This is a genomic window from Ruegeria sp. YTSC199 (assembly GCF_059609725.1).
Genome location: NZ_JBXWMF010000015.1, coordinates 1 through 17,366 on the forward strand (window position 1 = coordinate 1; position 17,366 = coordinate 17,366).

Here is a 17,366-nt window from a genome sequence, read left to right on the forward strand (position 1 = left end):
GGAAAAGGTGGCGGCCATGGCGGCGGCAAAGGCGGCGATGGAAAAGGTGGCGGCCATGGCGGCGGCAAAGGCGGCGATGGAAAAGGTGGCGGCCATGGCGGCGGCAAAGGCGGCGACGGAAAAGGTGGCGGCAAAGGCGGCGGAAAAGGCGGTGACGGCAAAGGTAACGGTGGCGGCAAAGGCGGCGGTAAGCGCTAACCTCGCCCGGGACACCACACCCGCTTTATAAACGGCAATGAAAACGGCCACCCGATTAGGTGGCCGTTAGTTCCTTTAGCGGCGACCTGTATCAGCCCAGTTGCACCAGCGCGTGACGCTTTTTGCCGGCACTCAGCTTGATCGGAGACGACAAGGCGCCCGCGTCAATCATAAGTCCTGCATCGGTCAGCGGGGCGTCATCCAGCTTGGCGCCGTTCTCGGCGATCAGGCGCTTTGCCTCTTTCCCCGACTTCGCCAGACCCGACTTAACGATGATCTGCACGATGGACATGCCGTCGCCCAGCTCAGCAGGGCTGAGGGTCAGGGTGGGAAGATCGCCCCCAACACCGCCTTTTTCGAACACTTCGCGCGCGGTCGCTTCGGCGGTCGCGGCGGCTGTGGCACCGTGGGCCAGAGTGGTCACTTCGTTGGCAAGACGGATTTTGGCCTCGTTGATCTCGGACCCCTGCAGTGCACCCAGGCGATCGCACTCATCCACCGGCATTTCGGTGTAGAGTTTCAGGAACCGCCCGACGTCCGCGTCGGTGGTGTTGCGCCAGAACTGCCAGAACTCATAGGGCGAACGCATGTCGGCGTTCAGCCAGACCGCTCCGTCCTGAGATTTGCCCATCTTCTTGCCGTCGCTGGTGGTCAGGAGCGGCGAAGTCAGACCGTAAATCTCGTGATCCAGCACGCGGCGGGTCAGGTCGATGCCGTTTACGATATTGCCCCACTGATCTGAGCCGCCCATTTGCAGAACACAGCCGTAGCGACGGTTCAGCTCGAGGAAGTCATAGGCCTGTAGGATCATGTAGTTGAACTCGAGGAAGCTCAGCGACTGCTCGCGGTCCAGCCGCGATTTCACGGATTCAAAGCTCAGCATCCGGTTGACCGAGAAATGTCTCCCGATATCGCGCAGAAAATCGAGGTAGTTTAGGTCGTCCAGCCACTCGGCGTTATTCAGCATCAGCGCCTTGTTTTCGGCGTCGCTGTCATAGTCGATATAGGCCGAGAACACCTTTTTAATGCCCGCGATGTTTTCGTCGATCTGTTCGGGGCCCAGCAGGGGGCGCTCATCGGCGCGGAAGGACGGGTCACCCACCTTGGTGGTGCCGCCACCCATCAGAGTGATCGGCTGGTGGCCGGTCTTCTGGAACCAGCGCAGCATCATAATCTGGATCAGGCTGCCCACATGCAACGACTTGGCCGTTGCATCAAAGCCGATATAGGCTGGCTTGCATCCACTGATCAGCGCTTCGTCAAGGCCCTGATAATCGGTGCAGTCGGCAAGAAAGCCGCGCTCGATCATCGTGGCGATGAAATCCGATTTGGGATGGTAGGTCATAGCGTGCCCTTTGGGTTGAAGTTGCGGGGCACTGTATAGGCGGCGCTTTGGGTAAGGAAAAGGCACCTTTTCCAACAATACGCGGGCATGTGTCAGCTTTTGGTCGGAGGCAGGCGAAAGGCGTATAACATCGCGATCAGGTTCAGCACCGCTAGCGCAATGATCGGCGTCACCGGGTCATGTAGATGCGCCACTGCACCAAGGATCGCGGCAAAGACCATCCCGATCAGCCCTGCGCTCACGTCACCGAGGGCTACCAGATACGGACGCTCTTTCTCCGAGGTCATTTCGATGATGTAGAGGTAGCGCCCGTAGATCACCCCGTTCCCGCCCAGTGATAGCAGCAGGATGACCAGCGCATAGATCCAGACATTCTGCGCATAGCCCATGAAGGTGAAGGCCAGCGCCATGATGGCCGAAACCGCCGAGATCAGGCAGCCGAGCCACATCACCGGCTTGACCGAGATTCGTCCGCTGAGCCAGCCCCAGATGATGGAGCCGAGCACCATCCCCAGACTGGCCGCCATGACGAAGTAACTCAGCGAGTGTTTGGTCCCTACATGGAACGTCGCCGCATGGATCGTGTAAAAGGGCATAGCCAGTTCCACCGAGACAAAGATCAGTCGGGCCGTCAGAAACTTGCGATACCACCCATAGGCCATGCCGGTTTTGAACCCGGTCACAAGCTCGGCCAGTGGTTTTGGTTTTGCCTTCGGAGCTGGCGCGTGGGCCTGTTCCTGTTCCAGCAGGCGGACACCGGCAAAGCTGACCCCGGCGGCGAACATCGCAATGACCCCACACCACAGAACGACGATATGGCGCTGCATCGGTTGGTCCGAGGCCAGAAGGTCTCGGGTCACCCAGACAACAAGGATGGCCAGAATCCCCGAGATCGTAGCCTGCGCGAATACCATCCGGTTGCGTTTTTCATTGGGGACGGAAATGCCGTAAATCTGACTGGTGCCCAGGCTGGTGATGCCCTGACACAAACCCATGACCAAAGCGGTCGTGAGGAACAGCAGTACTATCATTAAATTGGGCAGATTGGTCGCGAACAGGGCCACGATGGCCAGAATCCCGGCGGTCAGGATGTTGGGCACGTAAACAGCCAATTTCGCGCGGGTCACCCGATTGATGAATGGAGACATAAAAATCTCGGCGATCAGCCGCGACCCGGTCACGAAAGGCAACAGCAATCCGGCGAAAAACGTCGGTGCGCCCAGGGCCAGATAAAGGAACGGCAGCACCAGATTGGGGTTCACCAACTGTCCGCCAATCGTCGCCAATGATCCGGACCAAAAGATCAACTGGTAATTGCGCCCCTCGGCGGGTTGCTTAGGTGTCTGTGTGTCCGTCATGGCTGTCCGTTTGAGATACAGATAGCCTCAATGGTTACTCAGCCCGTGCTTTCGTGCAACTGTCCCGATGGGTGCGATGTGGTTGCAGGCGCGCAGGTTGCGTCAAAAATACACGCGAAAGGTGCATTCTGGCTTGCCTTGGACTGCCTGAAACGTGCAGGTTTGGCGCGCCGCGTCGAGCAGACGACGCCAATAAACACAAGAGGTGAGCGTGAACCGGGCCATCAGGAATAGCGGGCCGATCAAGGCCCTGGGTGCGATGTCTGGAACGTCGCTGGACGGTGTGGATACGGCAGTGGTCGAAACCGACGGATACCGGATCATCGGTTTTGGCCCCAGCGGCTATCGCGCCTATTCCGATGCCGAGCGCGCCGATCTGCGCGCCGCCCTTGGCCAATGGCACGGCCCAGCGGTGGACCGGGCGGCCGAATTGGTGACCATTGCCCATGCCGAGGCGCTGTCGGAGTTCGAAGACGTCGACTTGATCGGTTTCCACGGCCAGACCCTCGCGCATGAACCAAGCGGACAGGGGACGTTGCAGGTGGGTGATGGCAAAGGTCTGGCGCAAGCGCTGGGCGTGCCAGTGGTCTGGGATTTCCGCAGCGATGACGTGGCGATGGGGGGCGAGGGCGCTCCGCTGGCACCCTTCTTCCACTTTGCTTGTGCCAAGTGGATCGGAGCGGCCGAGCCGCTTTGTTTTCTGAACCTCGGTGGGGTCGGGAACCTGACCTATGTAGACCCCAGCTTTGACGGGCCCGAAAAGCCGGGTGCGCTGCTGGCGTTCGATACTGGCCCCGCAAATGCGCCTGTGGACGACCTGATGCAGGCCCGGCTTGGCCTGCCGATGGACCGCGACGGCGCAGTCGCGCGGGGCGGGACGGTTGAAACCGGGGCGCTGGAGCTGTTTCTGGCCGAGCCGTTCTTTACCCGGATGCCGCCAAAGTCGCTGGACCGCAACGATTTTGCCGAGATGATCGGACTGGTGCAGGAGCTTTCTGACGCCGATGCAGTGGCCACCCTGACGGGCATGTGTGCAGCCGGCGTGGTGCAGGGGATGGAGCACTGTCCGAAATCGCCCTCACGCGTGCTGGTGACCGGAGGCGGACGCCACAACCCGGTGCTGATGGAGATGCTGCGGGTGTCGCTCGAGTGTCCGGTTGAACCGGTTGAGGCCGTGGGTCTGGACGGCGACATGCTCGAGGCGCAGGCATTTGCCTATCTGGCCGTGCGCGTGGCGCGTGGTCTGCCAACCTCGTGCCCGGGTACGACTGGGGTCAAGGCGCTGGTTGGGGGCGGAGTGTTGAGTGCGGTTTGAGGTTGAGAGATGAATTTCGACAGTGAACAGAGCATTGTCGCAGACCTGAACCTCAGACCGCAGGACCGTTTCTCGAACCCAAAAGGTTATGCCATTGGGGCAGAGTATGATGTGCCCTATTGCTCGTTCATGATCAATGCACCGAAAACCTCGGGGATATACTGGATCTTGGCTAATGACGTGGTTGTTTACATCGGCAGGGCGAAGAACCTGCACAACCGCCTCAGCACTCAATACGGTACGGTTTCCCCACGGCATCCGTTTAAGGGCGGGCAACTGCAAAAGTGCCGAACCAACGCCAAGATCAATTCCATCTTGTCCGAAGGTGGTCATGTTTCTTTCAGATGGCGGACTTGCAAGGACTATGTTGAACAGGAGCATGCGTTGTTGAAGTCACCTGAAGCCAGACCGGCCTGGAACCTGCGAGCGTAACAATGGGCACGGTCGTTGCATGATACTGTCTTTTGGGGAGTGAAAGGGCATCCAAAGTTGAAAAATCATCTGAGAGACCGTGCATACTCACCTGCAAATTTCGAATACCCATTCGAGGTCGATTTCAAATGAGACAGAGTCCATTTGTGTAAGGTAGGCAGCTGATGGAAAGGCACATTCGGAAAAGCGTGGTGTTCCGCGTGATACGGCATGTTCCAGGCCAGAAATCGGACGATACGGTTGGTGAAAGTCGTGCGCGAGTTTTCCAGCATGTTGGCAACCGGGGGGCATAACCCATGCTCGGCCAACAGGTAGAGGCGCAGAAAAGGTTGCCCGATCAGGACCGGACAGAGCCACAACCAGAACAAAAGCGGCGTGTAGAACAGGCTGAGAAATGCGAAGGTGTAGAGAGCTAACAACAACCGAGCCTCGGCCCGCATAGCACGGTGTTGGGAGGCGGGCAGGTAGGGCGCATCGATCTGGCCAAAGGCGTTTTGCAGCAGAGTCTGTGCCATTCCGGTCCAATAGGGCCAACCACTGAGATAGACCAATAGCTCGGGCCAGTTGTTTGGCCGCGGTTTGCCCGCAAGCTCGGGGTCTTTTTCGGGGTGGTTGGTCCATTTGTGATGCGCCAGGTGGAAATATCGAAACCATTTGAAAGGCAGGGCTATAGGGATCGAGACCAGATGCCCGATGATGTCGTTCAGCCATCCGTTGCGAAACGGTGTCTTGTGGGTGCATTCATGGCTGAGCGTAAAGAGGAAGACCAACAGCACCCCTTGGAGCACCAAGAACGCAGACCAATACGGAATCTTGAGCGCGATACAGGTGGTCGTAACCGCCAGCACAGCGACGTAAAGCGCAAGATGCCGTAGCCCGGCTGTGTTCGAGCGACGCTGCAAGTTGTCTTTCGCCTCGGGCGGGATCGACGATATGAGTTCGCGGTGATCCATGCCTTAGCCGCGAGGAATATCAAAGTCCGGCGCGGCCAGAACAAACCCGTCGAACTCGAACCCGGGTGAGACGGTGCAACTGACCAGAGTGTAATCTCCGGTGGTCTGCGCTGATTGCCAGTGGTTCTTGGGCACGATGACCTGCGGTGCACCCTTGGTCAGGTCCGGGGTCAGCAGATGGTCGGTCGCGGGGCCCTCATCCGTGGGGCTGAGCGACAGGGTCAGTGGGGCACCGGCATGGTACAGCCAGATCTCAGTCGCATCTACGCGGTGCCAGTGGCTGCGCTCACCTTTTGGCAGCAGGAAATAGATGCATGTGCCAGTGGCGCGGCCTTCGTTATCCGCGCGCCACGTTTCGCGGAACCAGCCCCCCTCGGGGTGGCGGGACAGGTTCAGGTGATCGATGATTTCTTGCGCGGTCATTGGGGCCTCATTGTCATTTGCGGTGATTATGCACGCGCAGGTGCGATCCGCTATGGTATTCGTGTGGTTCAGCAATATGTTTGCGACATGACCCTGACGATCCCGTTTGACAACAGTTACGCCCGCCTTCCCAACAGCTTCTATGCGCGGCAAGCGCCAATACCGGTGCGCGCGCCGCGTCTGGTGGCGTTCAACGAGGAATTGGCGCGCATTCTGCGTGTCACCCCTGGTGACGTGCACGAGTTGGCCGAGACATTCGCTGGAAACACGCTACCCGAGGGGGCTGAGCCGATTGCGCAGCTTTACTCGGGACATCAGTTTGGCAGCTATAACCCTCAGCTTGGCGACGGGCGCGCGGTTCTGCTGGGTGAGACGGTCGGAACGGATGGCATCCGGCGGGACATCCAGCTGAAGGGTTCTGGCCCTACACCGTTCAGCCGCAGAGGGGATGGCCGGGCCTGGTTGGGGCCAGTGCTGCGCGAATACGTGGTGTCCGAGGCGATGCACGCGCTGGGCATTCCGACCACCCGCGCCCTTGCGGCAGTTGAGACCGGAGAGATCGTTTTCCGCGAAGGCCCGATGCCTGGCGCGGTGCTGACCCGCGTGGCGCTAAGCCATCTGCGTGTGGGGACGTTTCAGGTCTTCGCCGGACGCCGGCAGACCGACAACCTGCGGAAACTGACCGATTACGCCATTGCCCGGCACTATCCGGGTGTCGAGGGACCAATGGGTCTGCTGCGCGCAGTGCGGGATGCGCAGGCACGGTTGATCGCACAGTGGATGAGCGTGGGGTTCATCCACGGAGTGATGAATACCGACAATTGCTCGATTGCCGGGGAAACCATCGACTATGGACCCTGCGCTTTCATGGACAGCTATCATCCGAATACGGTCTACAGTTCGATCGACCAGATGGGGCGCTATGCCTATTCCAACCAGCCGGACATTGCGGTGTGGAATCTGGCGCAACTGGCCACCGCCCTGATCCAACAGGTCAATGACCCCGAAGCCGCTGTCGAAGAGGCCACCGAGATCGTGCACGCCATGCCTGGTCTGATCCATCAGGAATGGCTGCGGCGGTTCCGGGCCAAGATTGGGCTGACCACCGAAGAGGAGGGCGACGAAGCTCTGATCACCGATCTGCTGGCCCGTATGGCCGAAAGTCGCGCCGATTTCACCAACACGTTCCGGGCGCTGGGAGGTGATAAGGCCCGCGATCAGTTCCTGAAGCCCGAGGCCTATGAAGCGTGGACTGTTGGCTGGCAAACACGACTGGAACGGGAACAGGACCCACAGGCGGTGATGAACGACGCCAACCCGGCATTCATCCCGCGCAACCACCGTGTCGAGCAGATGATACAGACCGCCGTTCAGGGGGATTATGCCCCGTTCCATCGTCTGACCAAGGTTCTTTCCAGGCCCTACACCGATCAGCCCGAGGCGGTCGATCTGACCTATCCTCCGACCGAAAAGGAAGTGGTCCACGCGACGTTCTGCGGGACGTGAGTTGGGCTTCAAACGGTTGAGAAAACGGTTCTCAGCTTGTTCCGGATAGTTATACTTCCCGCTGCCGAGAGGATGCGACGTGAACCAGGATACAAAATTCAAACGTTTCAAAGCGCTCCACGAAAAGGATGAAGCGTTTGTTATGCCAAACCCTTGGGATGCGGGCTCTGCGCGATTGCTGGCCAGCATGGGGTTTGATGCGTTGGCAACCACAAGTGCCGGATACGCCTTTTCCAATGGTAAGCGGGATTCATTTGCCAGCCTTGGGCGAGAGGAAATTCTGTTGAATGCGGCCGAAATTGTACAGGCAACGGATTTGCCGGTCACTGCCGATTTGGAAGACGGGTTTGGCGCTGCTCCCGAAACCTGCGCTGAGACGATCACGCAGGCAATCGAGGTCGGCTTGGTCGGTGGGTCCATCGAAGATGCGACAGGTGATGAAAGTGATCCGATCTACGCGCTATCCATTGCGGTCGACCGCATTCGCGCGGCTGCGGATTCTGTTCGGGGAAAACCTTTTTTGTTGACCGCCCGGGCCGAGAGTTTCCTGTGGGGTCGAAATGACCTGTCTGGCACAATCAAGCGCCTGCAGGCGTTCTCGGATGCTGGGGCTGATGTTTTATACGCGCCCGGTCTTCCGGATATCGACGCTATTCGAACCGTATGCAGCGCTTTGGATAAACCCGTGAATGTTGTCATGGGGCTGCAGGCTCCGTCTTATACCGTCGGGGAATTGTCAGAGGCCGGGGTGAGGCGGATCAGCGTAGGAGGGTCATTCGCCCGCGCTGCGTTCGGGGCGTTACAGCGTGCCGCGCGTGAAGTCAGGGTCAAGGGAACCTTTACTTATGCCCGTGATGCGATGTCCGGAGATGAAATCAGCGCGGTGATGTCGCAACGCAAGTTATCGGATCGTCGATGACTTACTTTTGATACGCAACTGCAGAGAAGTCGAAATGTGGGAATGAATGAGAGTTCCCATGCCGTACCATGTGAACAGGGGAAGAACTGGAAGAAACGCCAGATCCAACCGCCCTCCGCCTTACCCTCAAAGAAGAATGCTGCATAATGGGTGTTTCAGGGGAAAACTCTAATTTAGTTTAAGGAGCATATCATGCGCTACTCCTTGTTGTTGGAAGACGCAGAGGGCGTTTCGTATTTTGAAGACCGGGACATTGATCTGGAACTCAAGACCTTTGCCCCGCCCGCCGCGCCTTTCCACGCGTCGAACGCGTTTGACGCCTCGCGCTTTGTCTTCCTAACATTGCCTGCAGGCTGGAAAGGGATACAGCACCGCTCTCCCAAGCGGCAGCTTGCGACGGTGCTGTCGGGTACATTTCGCGTTCAGGCGGGGTCGGGTGAGGTCCGCGACTTTACGGCTGGTGATCTGTTCTGGGCTGAGGATATCACCGGAACGGGTCATGCCTCGTCCGCCGAAGGGGGCGAGCCCGTCAATTTGATGGTTACGCAGTTTTGAGAGAAACCGGGTTGCCGCGCACTGTTATATGCCAATCACAGGACATCCATGACCCAATCCTCAACCCTGCGCATCGCCAGCTATAACATCCAGAAATGCGTTGGTCTGGATTTTCGGCGGCAGCCGCAACGCATCATGCAGGTTATCGAAAGCATGAAAGCCGACATCGTGGTGCTGCAAGAGGCCGACAAACGATTGCCACCGCGTCCAGCCGCCTTGCCGCATTTCATGCTGGATGAGGCCGGGTGGCAGATTGTCGATCTGGGCGGCGCGGGCAGTTTGGGGTGGCACGGTAACGCCGTTATCTGGCGCGGCGACGCGATCCGGGTACGGCACACCGGTCATCACGACCTGCCGGGGCTGGAACCGCGGGGCGCGGTACGGGTGGAGTTCGACACGCAAATTGGACCGTTGCGGGTGATGGGAATGCATCTGGGGTTGTTGCCTGCGTCCCGGCGCCAGCAGATCACCCATATCCGTCGTTTTGATGACGATCTGGACCATATGCCCACCGTCTGGGCCGGCGATTTCAACGAATGGTCGCGACAGCCGGTGCTGGATCATCTGGCCCCTGATATGCGCTTTTTGCCGCCCGTTCCCAGCTTCCCGGCCGCGCAGCCCTTGGGGGCGTTGGACCGGATCGCGCTGGGCGTGGGGCTTGAGGCCGTGGTGCATGGCGTCCACGACGCGCGACCTGCACATATCGCCTCCGACCACCTGCCGATCTGGGCCGACTTGCGGGCGGCGCGGGAAACAGCAATTCCCCGGTAGCGCCAGCCGCCCAGACGTATTAAGACAGAAACCCGAACTACTCTGGGGATCACATATGTCCGACACGATCATCGCCCGATGCGAAGCCAAAGGCCTGCGCATGACCGGCCAGCGCCGCACGATCGCGCAGGTTTTGCAACAAAGCGAAGATCATCCGGACGTCGAGGAGCTCTATTCCCGCGCCTCCAAGGTGGATTCGGGAATTTCCATCGCCACCGTCTATCGCACCGTGAAACTATTCGAAGAAGCCGGAATTCTGGAACGTCTGGAATTCGGTGATGGGCGCGCACGATATGAAGATGCCGAGCGCGACCACCACGACCACCTGATCGATATGCAATCGGGCGAGGTGATCGAATTCGTCGACGCCGAGATCGAAGCGCTGCAGGAAAAAATCGCGGCTAAGCTGGGCTATAAGCTGAAAGGCCACCGGCTGGAACTGTATGGCGTGCCGCTGGATCAGGACTGATCCATCACCAAACGCGAACGGCAGGCCAACGGGAAATCATGATTTCCCCTCGGATAATGCTTGCTTGAACAGGTGTCTTGCGTATTGGGTGACGTAAGGGGCGGCGAATAGGGCCGCAAAGTTTTACGGAAATGACCATGAACAACGTAAACGGCATTTTGCTGGTCGTCGGTGCTATGGCGGCTTTTGCGCTTGAGGATATGTTCATCAAGCTGCTGTCGGTCACCGTGCCGACCGGTCAGATCATGGTTGTTCTGGGCGTGGTCTGTGGTCTGCTTTTCGGATTGTTGGCTGCGGTGACCCGCAAGCGCATCCTTGATCCCGTGGCCTGGCAACCCTTGCCGCTGGCCCGCGCTGCGACCGAGATGGTTGGGGCGCTGACCTTTGTCACCGCTCTGTCGCTGGTGGATCTGTCCACCGTGGCGGCCGTGTTTCAGGCGATGCCGCTGGCTGTCACCATGGGCGCGGCGCTGTTTCTGGGGGAGCAAGTCGGTTGGCGTCGGTGGAGTGCGATCGGGCTGGGTTTCATCGGTGTTCTGATGATCATACGACCGGGTTTCGACGGGTTTCAGCCTGACTCTCTGTTTGTTGTCGCCACCGTGTTCGCCATCGCCGCGCGAGACCTGATCACCCGCAAGCTTGATCCGCGGGTCGCGTCATCGGTTGTGGCTTTGCAGGCCTATCTTGCGGTGGCCGTATCGGGTGTGGCGCTGATGGTGTTTTCGGCGCAGCCCGTCATTCCGCTGCAATCGGCGCAAATTGGCCCATATCTGGGCGCTGTCGGATTTGGCGTATTGGGATATTACGGCATCGTCACCGCCATGCGGATCGGCGAGGCCTCGGCCCTGACGCCCTTCCGCTATACACGGCTGATCTTCTCTATCATGGCGGGGATGCTGATGTTCGGCGAACGCCCTGATTTCATGACCATGGCCGGGGCAGCGTTGATCATGGGGTCGGGTATGTACACCTTTATCCGAGAGCGTAAGCTGGCGCGCGAGATGGCGCTCGCGGCCTGACGGATCGTCGCACGTTGGCGCAAACAGGATACTGTTAGCCCTAAAGGTTCGAATATGCGGGTGTTAGCGATAACGTGAACGGTTTACTTTTTACCCGGTGATGCTATGAGGCATGCAACTTATTGCAGCCACAGGGACGGGCCTCATGAGCACCATCATCGACATTCACGCACGCGAAATTCTGGACAGCCGGGGCAACCCGACGGTCGAAGTGGACGTGATCCTGGAAGACGGCACCATGGGCCGCGCCGCTGTGCCCTCGGGGGCGTCTACCGGTGCCTATGAGGCGGTGGAAAAGCGTGACGGAGACAAGGGCCGCTACATGGGCAAGGGCGTGCTGGAAGCCGTTGCTGCCGTAAACGGCGAGATCGCCGAAGAGCTATTGGGTTTCGACGCAACCGAACAGGTTGCCATTGACGGCGCAATGATTGAACTGGACGGCACCGAGAACAAGGGCCGCCTGGGCGCAAACGCCATTCTGGGTGTCTCGCTGGCCACCGCCAAGGCGGCGGCGGATTTCACCACGCAGCCTTTGTATCGCTATGTTGGCGGCACCTCGGCGCGGGTCCTGCCGGTGCCGATGATGAACATCATCAACGGCGGTGAGCATGCGGACAACCCGATCGACATTCAGGAATTCATGATCATGCCGACCTCGGCCGCGAATATCCGCGAGGCAGTGCGCATGGGGTCCGAAGTCTTCCATACTCTGAAAAAAGAACTCTCGGCTGCTGGTCTGGTCACCGGTGTTGGCGATGAGGGCGGCTTTGCCCCGAACATCGCCTCAACCCGCGAGGCGCTGGATTTCATCCTGAAGTCCATCGAAAAGGCGGGTTACAAGCCGGGTGAGGAAATCCATCTGGCGTTGGATTGCGCCGCGACCGAATACTATAAGGACGGCAAGTATGTTCTGGCAGGTGAGGGCATCTCGCTGACGTCCGAAGAAAACGCGGCCTATCTGGCGGCGCTGGTCAACGATTACCCGATTATCTCGATCGAAGACGGCATGTCCGAGGATGACTGGGACGGCTGGAAGGCCCTGACCGACGCAATCGGGGGCGAAGTGCAGCTGGTGGGGGACGACCTGTTTGTGACCAACCCCGAGCGTCTGGCCGAAGGGATTGAGCGCGGTTGTGCCAACTCGATGCTGGTCAAGGTAAACCAGATCGGCTCGCTGACCGAAACCCTGCGCGCCGTCGATATGGCCCACCGCGCGCGCTATACCAACGTGATGTCGCACCGTTCAGGCGAGACCGAGGATGCCACCATTGCAGATCTGGCGGTGGCGACGAATTGCGGTCAGATCAAAACCGGCTCGCTGGCGCGGTCGGACCGGTTGGCGAAATACAACCAGCTGATCCGCATCGAAGAATCGCTGGGCGAGGTTGCCGAATACGCCGGAGCCTCGATCCTGAAGCGGTAATCCGGCGAAAACAGCCCTGCCTGAATCCGGGCAGGGCTTGTCAGGACGGGGACCAGATCATGGTAGAAGCGTTGATCTTTGACGTGTTTGGCACTTGCGTTGACTGGCGCGGTGCCATCGCGCGCGAAGTGGCTGCGGTTCTGCCGGATCTGGACGCTCTGGAATTCGCTGACGCGTGGCGCGCAGAGTATGACCCGTCCATGGCAACCATCCGTGAAGGGGGCAGGGGCTATGTGCCTTTGGACGACCTGCATCGTGAAAACCTGGAAGTCGTCGCCACCCGATTTGGTGTTACCGTGCCGAACCCCGCCGATCTGACGGCGGCATGGGAAAGACTGGATCCTTGGCCCGATGTGGTTGCCGGTCTGCAAGTGCTGAAACGGCAGCGGATCATCGCACCCTGTTCCAATGGCTCCATTGCGTTGATGACCAGACTTGCGAAGTATGGCGGTCTGCCGTGGGACTGTATTCTTGGGGCCGAGATTGCGCGTGATTACAAACCCAAGCCTCAGGTATATCAGGCGAGTTGTACAGCGCTGCGTCTGAGCCCCGATCAGGTCATGATGGTCGCAGCGCATAATAATGACCTGTACGCGGCCCGGCAGGCCGGTTTGAAAACCGCATTTGTGGCACGCCCGACCGAGCACGGACCTTCCCAATCCCATGATCTGCAGGCTGAAGGGAATTGGGATATTGTCGCCGAAAATTTTGCAGATTTGGCCGGCAGGCTTGGTTAGAGCTGTTCAGGTCCGGAAAAACATAAAGTTTTTTGATTGCGTAACGTCCTAAAAAGGCAGTTACTTTTTCTATAAACGGACTTTTGGTCAGCATAAATCAGGTTATGTGTGAACTTTTTCCTATTTGTATCAAATTGAGCTGACATATTCTGCCGACAGTACAGAAAGGAGAACACCATGACTGGTTCTAAATTCCTTCTCGTAGCCTCAGTGATCGGCACTGTATTCTTGGCGGCTTGCGCAGGGCCGGACACTTACCCGATCACCGGCGATCCGGTTTCTGCAAATGATCCGGTACAGAAAATGGACACGCCCACGTATATCTTCCGCGGCGAGTCCCGCTAGGGGCTTTTGAGCCAATCATGGATCTTTGCGATCGTGATGGGGGCGTTCGTCAGAGCTTTCTGGTCATCAGTATGTAACGCTCACGTGGTCTGAAGCCGGTGCGCAGATACAGGTTTTGGGTAGCTTCGTTGGTACGGTCGACTTCCAGATGCAGCGCGGTCAGGCCAGCCCCGGCCAAGGCTTTGGGCAGGTCCAGAAGAACTTCGGTCGCGATCCCGCGTCCGCGAACGGCTGGGCGGATGTAAATCTCGTCCACAAACCCGTCCATGCCGCCGAACTCGACCGACCAACCGAAGGTCAGGACGATATAGCCCAACGGTGCACGGCCGGGTCCGATCAGGTAGATGCAGCCGTGTGGGATACCCTCAAGCAGCGGGGCCAGCGCCTCGCGACGTTGATCAGCGTCCTGCTCAATTCCGGCCTCGGCGTGAAAGGCCGTAACCAGCGCCATCAGGCGATCCAGATCATCGGGACGGGCGAGTTTCAGCGCGGCGCTCATAAGCGGGCTAGCCTTTCTGTTAGCAGGTCAAAGAATCCATCGGCGTCGACTTCTCCCATGAACATGGCGTTGGGCGGATGTTCCGTCACGTTCCACCAGTCGGCGACAGTCATTCCAAGAGTCAGGTCGGACTGGGTTTCAATCTGCACGTTGATGTGACGGCCCGAGAATAGTTCGGGTCGGATCAGATAGGCGGTCACGCAGGGATCGTGCAGCGGCGCGCCCTCAGAGCCATATTTCTCTTTGTCGAACCGTTCGAAGAATTCCGTCATTTCGGCAACAGCGTGGCCGACTTTTGAATCCAGCGCACGAAACGCATCGTTGCGATGTTTCGTGACCAGTGCGTCATGTGTGACGTCCAGTGGCATCACAACGATATGAGCTCCGGATTTAAACACAATTTCAGCAGCTTCCGGGTCAACGTAAATGTTGAATTCGGCGGTGGGGGTGATGTTTCCGACCTCGAAATACGCCCCACCCATCAACACGATTTCCTGCACCCGATCGATGATGTCGGGCGCTTTCTGGAAAGCGGTGGCAATGTTGGTCAGCGGCCCAAGCGGACAGAGCGTTACCGTTCCCGTCTCGTGTGCGCGCAGGGTGTCGATGATGAAGTCAACCGCGTGCCCATCGGTCAGTGGCATCTCGGGGTCCGGCAGCACAGGGCCGTCCAGCCCGGTCTTGCCGTGCACATGTTCGGCTGTGACCAGAGGTCGATTCAGGGGGCGATCACACCCAGCGTAAACAGGGATATCGGTGCGCCTGGCCAATTCACAGACGATCCGCGCGTTCTTTGCGGTCAGTTCCAGCGGCACGTTTCCGGCCACGGCCGTGATGCCCAGAACATCAATCTCTTCCGGGCTGGCCAGCGCCAACAGAATGGCGACGGCGTCGTCTTGTCCGGGGTCGGTGTCGATGATAATTTTGCGGGCTGCCATGCTCTGCCTCCGGGGTATTGAAGCGCGGACACTCGCAAGTGTCACCGCACTTGTCCAGCGGTTTCAGGCGTCAGTCGCAGCGTCTACAGGCGGGAGTTTGCCATTGGCGCGATGCTCCTCGGTTTTCACCTCGTCCCAGAGTGCGTCCATCTCAGCTAAATCGCTTTGCGACGGTGTTTTTCCGCGCGCAGCCAACCTGGCTTCGACCTGCTCAAACCGACGCGTGAACTTGGCATTGGTGCGGCGCAGGGCTGCCTCGGGTTCGATACCCAGATGGCGGCCCAAATTGACCATCACAAAGAGAAGATCGCCGAATTCGTCTTCCAACGCGTCCGCATCCATGCTGTTGCGGGCTTCTTCCAACTCGGCGGCCTCTTCGGTGATCTTGGCCAGCACGTGGCTGGCATCGGGCCAGTCGAATCCGACACGGGCGGCACGTTTCTGCAGTTTGTGGGCGCGCAACAGGGCAGGCAGGTTTGCGGCCACTCCATCCAGTGCGCCTTTCTGCTCTTTGCCTGCGCGCTCGGAAGCCTTGATGGTTTCCCAATCCACGGTCTGTTGTTCGGCCGATTTATCACGGGATTCGTCGCCGAAGACGTGCGGGTGACGGGCAACCATCTTGTCCGACATCGTGCGTACCACATCCTGAAAGCTGAAATGCCCTGCTTCTTCAGCCATTTGCGCGTGGAAGACGGACTGGAACAGCAGGTCGCCCAACTCTCCCTTCAACTCGTCATAGGCCTTTCGTTCGATGGCGTCTGCGACCTCATAAGCCTCTTCGATCGTATAGGGGGCAATGGACGAAAAATCCTGTTCGACATCCCACGGGCAGCCGGTTTTTGGGTCGCGCAGGCGGCGCATGATTTCCAGCAAACGCTCGATACCCGCATCGCTGTCATGGATCAGAGGATTTTCGGCCATTGCGAACCCTTTCTTTCCGGTGTCAGATGCATCCATTCCGCAGTCAGGATCAGGAGTCCACCCCAGATGCCCGTCGTCAACCGAATTGCTGATTTCTCTGCCGATATGGCCGCGTGGAGGCAGCACCTGCATTCAATCCCCGAGCTGGAGTTTGAATGCCATGAGACGGCAGCCTTTGTCGCCGAGCGCCTGCGTGAATTTGGCGTGGATGAGCTGCACGAAGGGATAGCCAAAACCGGGATCGTCGCAATCATCAACGGGCAGGGCGAAGGCCCGACTATAGGCTTGCGTGCCGATATGGATGCGCTGCCGATCCCCGAAGAGACCGGTGTCGAATACGCCTCGAGGAACCCCGGCAAGATGCACGCATGTGGCCATGACGGGCACACCGCGATGCTGTTGGGGGCCGCGCGTTATCTCGCAGAGACACGGAATTTTGCAGGCCGCGTAGCGCTGATCTTTCAACCGGCCGAAGAAAGTGGCGGAGGGGCCGGTGTGATGGTCGAAGAGGGGATCATGGACCGGTTCGACATCTCTCAGGTCTATGCCTTGCACAACGCACCCAACGTCCCTGTGGGTGCCTTTCACACCACGCCCGGGGCGATCATGGCGGCGGTGGACACGTTCCACGTCTATATTCAGGGCGTCGGCGGCCATGGCGCCATGCCGCACGATGCCCGTGACCCCGTAATGGCGGCCTGCGGGACTGCGCAGGCGCTTCAGACCATTGTAAGCCGCAACCACCATGCGTTGGACGATCTGGTGGTTTCGGTCACGCAAATCCACACTGGCACGGTGGACAACGTGATCCCGGACACCGCCTATATCAACGGTACGGTACGCACCTTTGATCCCACTGTGCAAAAAATGGTGATGGAGCGGATGGAGCAGATCGTACAGGGGCAGGCGGCCTCATACGGGGTTGAGGCGCGGCTGGACTACGAAGTGCACTATCCCGCCACGATTAACACTGCCGGAAACACGAATTTCGCGGCAAGTGTCGCGCGGGATATCTCGGGGTCTGATCACGTCGTTGATGATATCACCCGCAACATGGGGGCTGAGGACTTCGCCTATATGCTGAACGCCCGCCCTGGAGCTTATCTGTTCCTGGGGCAGGGTGAGGGCGCCGGGTGGCACCATCCGAAATACAACTTCAACGACGAGATCGCGCCAGTGGGGGCTTCGTTCTTTGCGCGGATCGTAGAAAAGGCGCAGCCGCTGGGCTGATAGGGGAAAG

General features: G+C 59.0%; 20 protein-coding genes. 12 read left to right on the plus strand and 8 right to left on the minus strand.

Annotation, left to right across the window (positions count from 1 at the left end):
* From AC2FEE_RS14900 to AC2FEE_RS14910, 3 genes are all read right to left on the minus strand, one after another.
* On the minus strand, positions 1-249 hold a 249-nt coding region (locus tag AC2FEE_RS14900; RefSeq protein WP_496866116.1), incomplete at its 3' end, for a hypothetical protein.
* Positions 250-289: 40 nt separating this feature from the next.
* Complete coding sequence (gene tyrS / locus AC2FEE_RS14905) at positions 290-1,543, minus strand: tyrosine--tRNA ligase (RefSeq protein ID WP_496866117.1); 1,254 nt, start codon at positions 1,541-1,543, stop codon at positions 290-292.
* A 92-nt stretch (positions 1,544-1,635) separates the two neighbouring features.
* Positions 1,636-2,901 carry an MFS transporter gene (locus AC2FEE_RS14910; protein WP_496866118.1) on the minus strand — a complete coding sequence of 422 codons (1,266 nt, stop codon included), beginning with the start codon at positions 2,899-2,901 and terminating at the stop codon, positions 1,636-1,638.
* A gap of 259 nt (positions 2,902-3,160) precedes the next feature.
* On the opposite strand from AC2FEE_RS14910, the gene AC2FEE_RS14915 reads away from it, so the two are divergent.
* Both AC2FEE_RS14915 and AC2FEE_RS14920 read left to right on the plus strand, forming a co-directional pair.
* Positions 3,161-4,216 (plus strand): anhydro-N-acetylmuramic acid kinase, encoded by a 1,056-nt coding sequence (locus AC2FEE_RS14915; RefSeq protein ID WP_496866229.1) that lies wholly within the window; start codon positions 3,161-3,163, stop codon positions 4,214-4,216.
* Positions 4,217-4,225: 9 nt separating this feature from the next.
* The gene (locus AC2FEE_RS14920; protein ID WP_496866119.1) at positions 4,226-4,648 is read left to right on the plus strand and encodes a GIY-YIG nuclease family protein; all 423 of its coding nucleotides are present in this window, start codon (positions 4,226-4,228) and stop codon (positions 4,646-4,648) included.
* 65 nt (positions 4,649-4,713) lie between these two features.
* Here the strand turns inward: AC2FEE_RS14920 and AC2FEE_RS14925 are convergent, their stop codons facing one another.
* Both AC2FEE_RS14925 and AC2FEE_RS14930 read right to left on the minus strand, forming a co-directional pair.
* Positions 4,714-5,601 (minus strand): fatty acid desaturase, encoded by an 888-nt coding sequence (locus AC2FEE_RS14925; protein ID WP_496866120.1) that lies wholly within the window; start codon positions 5,599-5,601, stop codon positions 4,714-4,716.
* 3 nt (positions 5,602-5,604) lie between these two features.
* Complete coding sequence (locus AC2FEE_RS14930) at positions 5,605-6,024, minus strand: cupin domain-containing protein (RefSeq protein ID WP_496866121.1); 420 nt, start codon at positions 6,022-6,024, stop codon at positions 5,605-5,607.
* Positions 6,025-6,111: 87 nt separating this feature from the next.
* Between AC2FEE_RS14930 and AC2FEE_RS14935 the strand changes: the two genes are divergently transcribed.
* From AC2FEE_RS14935 to AC2FEE_RS14975, 9 genes are all read left to right on the plus strand, one after another.
* On the plus strand, positions 6,112-7,530 hold the full coding sequence (locus AC2FEE_RS14935; protein ID WP_496866230.1) for a protein adenylyltransferase SelO: 1,419 nt from the start codon (positions 6,112-6,114) through the stop codon (positions 7,528-7,530).
* Positions 7,531-7,609: 79 nt separating this feature from the next.
* Positions 7,610-8,449 carry an isocitrate lyase/PEP mutase family protein gene (locus tag AC2FEE_RS14940; RefSeq protein WP_496866122.1) on the plus strand — a complete coding sequence of 280 codons (840 nt, stop codon included), beginning with the start codon at positions 7,610-7,612 and terminating at the stop codon, positions 8,447-8,449.
* Between the two features lie 192 nt (positions 8,450-8,641).
* Positions 8,642-9,004 carry a cupin domain-containing protein gene (locus tag AC2FEE_RS14945; RefSeq protein WP_496866123.1) on the plus strand — a complete coding sequence of 121 codons (363 nt, stop codon included), beginning with the start codon at positions 8,642-8,644 and terminating at the stop codon, positions 9,002-9,004.
* Between the two features lie 48 nt (positions 9,005-9,052).
* Positions 9,053-9,775: an endonuclease/exonuclease/phosphatase family protein gene (locus AC2FEE_RS14950; RefSeq protein ID WP_496866124.1), complete on the plus strand. Its 723-nt coding sequence runs from the start codon at positions 9,053-9,055 to the stop codon at positions 9,773-9,775.
* Between the two features lie 55 nt (positions 9,776-9,830).
* Entirely contained in the window at positions 9,831-10,244 is a 414-nt protein-coding gene (locus tag AC2FEE_RS14955) for a Fur family transcriptional regulator (protein ID WP_496866125.1), read from the plus strand.
* A 137-nt stretch (positions 10,245-10,381) separates the two neighbouring features.
* Positions 10,382-11,263, plus strand: a complete 882-nt coding sequence (locus AC2FEE_RS14960) for a DMT family transporter (RefSeq protein WP_496866126.1) — start codon at positions 10,382-10,384, stop codon at positions 11,261-11,263.
* 145 nt (positions 11,264-11,408) lie between these two features.
* A complete protein-coding gene (gene eno, locus AC2FEE_RS14965; RefSeq protein ID WP_496866127.1) occupies positions 11,409-12,686 on the plus strand; it encodes a phosphopyruvate hydratase in 1,278 nt (425 codons plus the stop codon).
* A 59-nt stretch (positions 12,687-12,745) separates the two neighbouring features.
* Positions 12,746-13,423, plus strand: coding sequence for a haloacid dehalogenase type II (locus tag AC2FEE_RS14970; protein WP_496866128.1), 678 nt, complete (start codon positions 12,746-12,748; stop codon positions 13,421-13,423).
* Between the two features lie 177 nt (positions 13,424-13,600).
* Positions 13,601-13,768: a hypothetical protein gene (locus AC2FEE_RS14975; protein WP_480589448.1), complete on the plus strand. Its 168-nt coding sequence runs from the start codon at positions 13,601-13,603 to the stop codon at positions 13,766-13,768.
* A gap of 49 nt (positions 13,769-13,817) precedes the next feature.
* On the opposite strand, the gene AC2FEE_RS14980 is transcribed toward AC2FEE_RS14975, so the two are convergent.
* The 3 genes from AC2FEE_RS14980 to mazG all read right to left on the minus strand — a co-directional run bounded on the left by AC2FEE_RS14980 (position 13,818) and on the right by mazG (position 16,126).
* Entirely contained in the window at positions 13,818-14,267 is a 450-nt protein-coding gene (locus tag AC2FEE_RS14980; RefSeq protein WP_496866129.1) for a GNAT family N-acetyltransferase, read from the minus strand.
* A complete protein-coding gene (locus tag AC2FEE_RS14985; protein ID WP_496866130.1) occupies positions 14,264-15,205 on the minus strand; it encodes a nucleoside hydrolase in 942 nt (313 codons plus the stop codon). Before AC2FEE_RS14985 ends, AC2FEE_RS14980 begins: the two co-directional genes overlap by 4 nt.
* A 63-nt stretch (positions 15,206-15,268) precedes the next feature.
* Positions 15,269-16,126: a nucleoside triphosphate pyrophosphohydrolase gene (gene mazG / locus AC2FEE_RS14990; RefSeq protein WP_496866131.1), complete on the minus strand. Its 858-nt coding sequence runs from the start codon at positions 16,124-16,126 to the stop codon at positions 15,269-15,271.
* A 66-nt stretch (positions 16,127-16,192) separates the two neighbouring features.
* On the opposite strand from mazG, the gene AC2FEE_RS14995 reads away from it, so the two are divergent.
* Positions 16,193-17,356 carry a M20 aminoacylase family protein gene (locus tag AC2FEE_RS14995; RefSeq protein WP_496866132.1) on the plus strand — a complete coding sequence of 388 codons (1,164 nt, stop codon included), beginning with the start codon at positions 16,193-16,195 and terminating at the stop codon, positions 17,354-17,356.
* Positions 17,357-17,366 lie beyond the last annotated feature (10 nt).

Excerpts from the sequence above, each read along its gene's own strand:
- tyrS (WP_496866117.1), bottom strand. The coding sequence starts at position 1,543 with ATGACCTACCATCCCAAATCGGATTTCATCGCCACGATGATCGAGCGC.
- AC2FEE_RS14910 (WP_496866118.1), bottom strand. The coding sequence starts at position 2,901 with ATGACGGACACACAGACACCTAAGCAACCCGCCGAGGGGCGCAATTAC.
- AC2FEE_RS14915 (WP_496866229.1), top strand. The coding sequence starts at position 3,161 with ATGTCTGGAACGTCGCTGGACGGTGTGGATACGGCAGTGGTCGAAACC.
- AC2FEE_RS14920 (WP_496866119.1), top strand. The coding sequence starts at position 4,226 with ATGAATTTCGACAGTGAACAGAGCATTGTCGCAGACCTGAACCTCAGA.
- AC2FEE_RS14925 (WP_496866120.1), bottom strand. The coding sequence starts at position 5,601 with ATGGATCACCGCGAACTCATATCGTCGATCCCGCCCGAGGCGAAAGAC.
- AC2FEE_RS14930 (WP_496866121.1), bottom strand. The coding sequence starts at position 6,024 with ATGACCGCGCAAGAAATCATCGATCACCTGAACCTGTCCCGCCACCCC.
- AC2FEE_RS14935 (WP_496866230.1), top strand. The coding sequence starts at position 6,112 with ATGACCCTGACGATCCCGTTTGACAACAGTTACGCCCGCCTTCCCAAC.
- AC2FEE_RS14945 (WP_496866123.1), top strand. The coding sequence starts at position 8,642 with ATGCGCTACTCCTTGTTGTTGGAAGACGCAGAGGGCGTTTCGTATTTT.
- AC2FEE_RS14950 (WP_496866124.1), top strand. The coding sequence starts at position 9,053 with ATGACCCAATCCTCAACCCTGCGCATCGCCAGCTATAACATCCAGAAA.
- AC2FEE_RS14955 (WP_496866125.1), top strand. The coding sequence starts at position 9,831 with ATGTCCGACACGATCATCGCCCGATGCGAAGCCAAAGGCCTGCGCATG.
- AC2FEE_RS14960 (WP_496866126.1), top strand. The coding sequence starts at position 10,382 with ATGAACAACGTAAACGGCATTTTGCTGGTCGTCGGTGCTATGGCGGCT.
- eno (WP_496866127.1), top strand. The coding sequence starts at position 11,409 with ATGAGCACCATCATCGACATTCACGCACGCGAAATTCTGGACAGCCGG.
- AC2FEE_RS14970 (WP_496866128.1), top strand. The coding sequence starts at position 12,746 with ATGGTAGAAGCGTTGATCTTTGACGTGTTTGGCACTTGCGTTGACTGG.
- AC2FEE_RS14975 (WP_480589448.1), top strand. The coding sequence starts at position 13,601 with ATGACTGGTTCTAAATTCCTTCTCGTAGCCTCAGTGATCGGCACTGTA.
- AC2FEE_RS14980 (WP_496866129.1), bottom strand. The coding sequence starts at position 14,267 with ATGAGCGCCGCGCTGAAACTCGCCCGTCCCGATGATCTGGATCGCCTG.
- AC2FEE_RS14985 (WP_496866130.1), bottom strand. The coding sequence starts at position 15,205 with ATGGCAGCCCGCAAAATTATCATCGACACCGACCCCGGACAAGACGAC.
- mazG (WP_496866131.1), bottom strand. The coding sequence starts at position 16,126 with ATGGCCGAAAATCCTCTGATCCATGACAGCGATGCGGGTATCGAGCGT.
- AC2FEE_RS14995 (WP_496866132.1), top strand. The coding sequence starts at position 16,193 with ATGCCCGTCGTCAACCGAATTGCTGATTTCTCTGCCGATATGGCCGCG.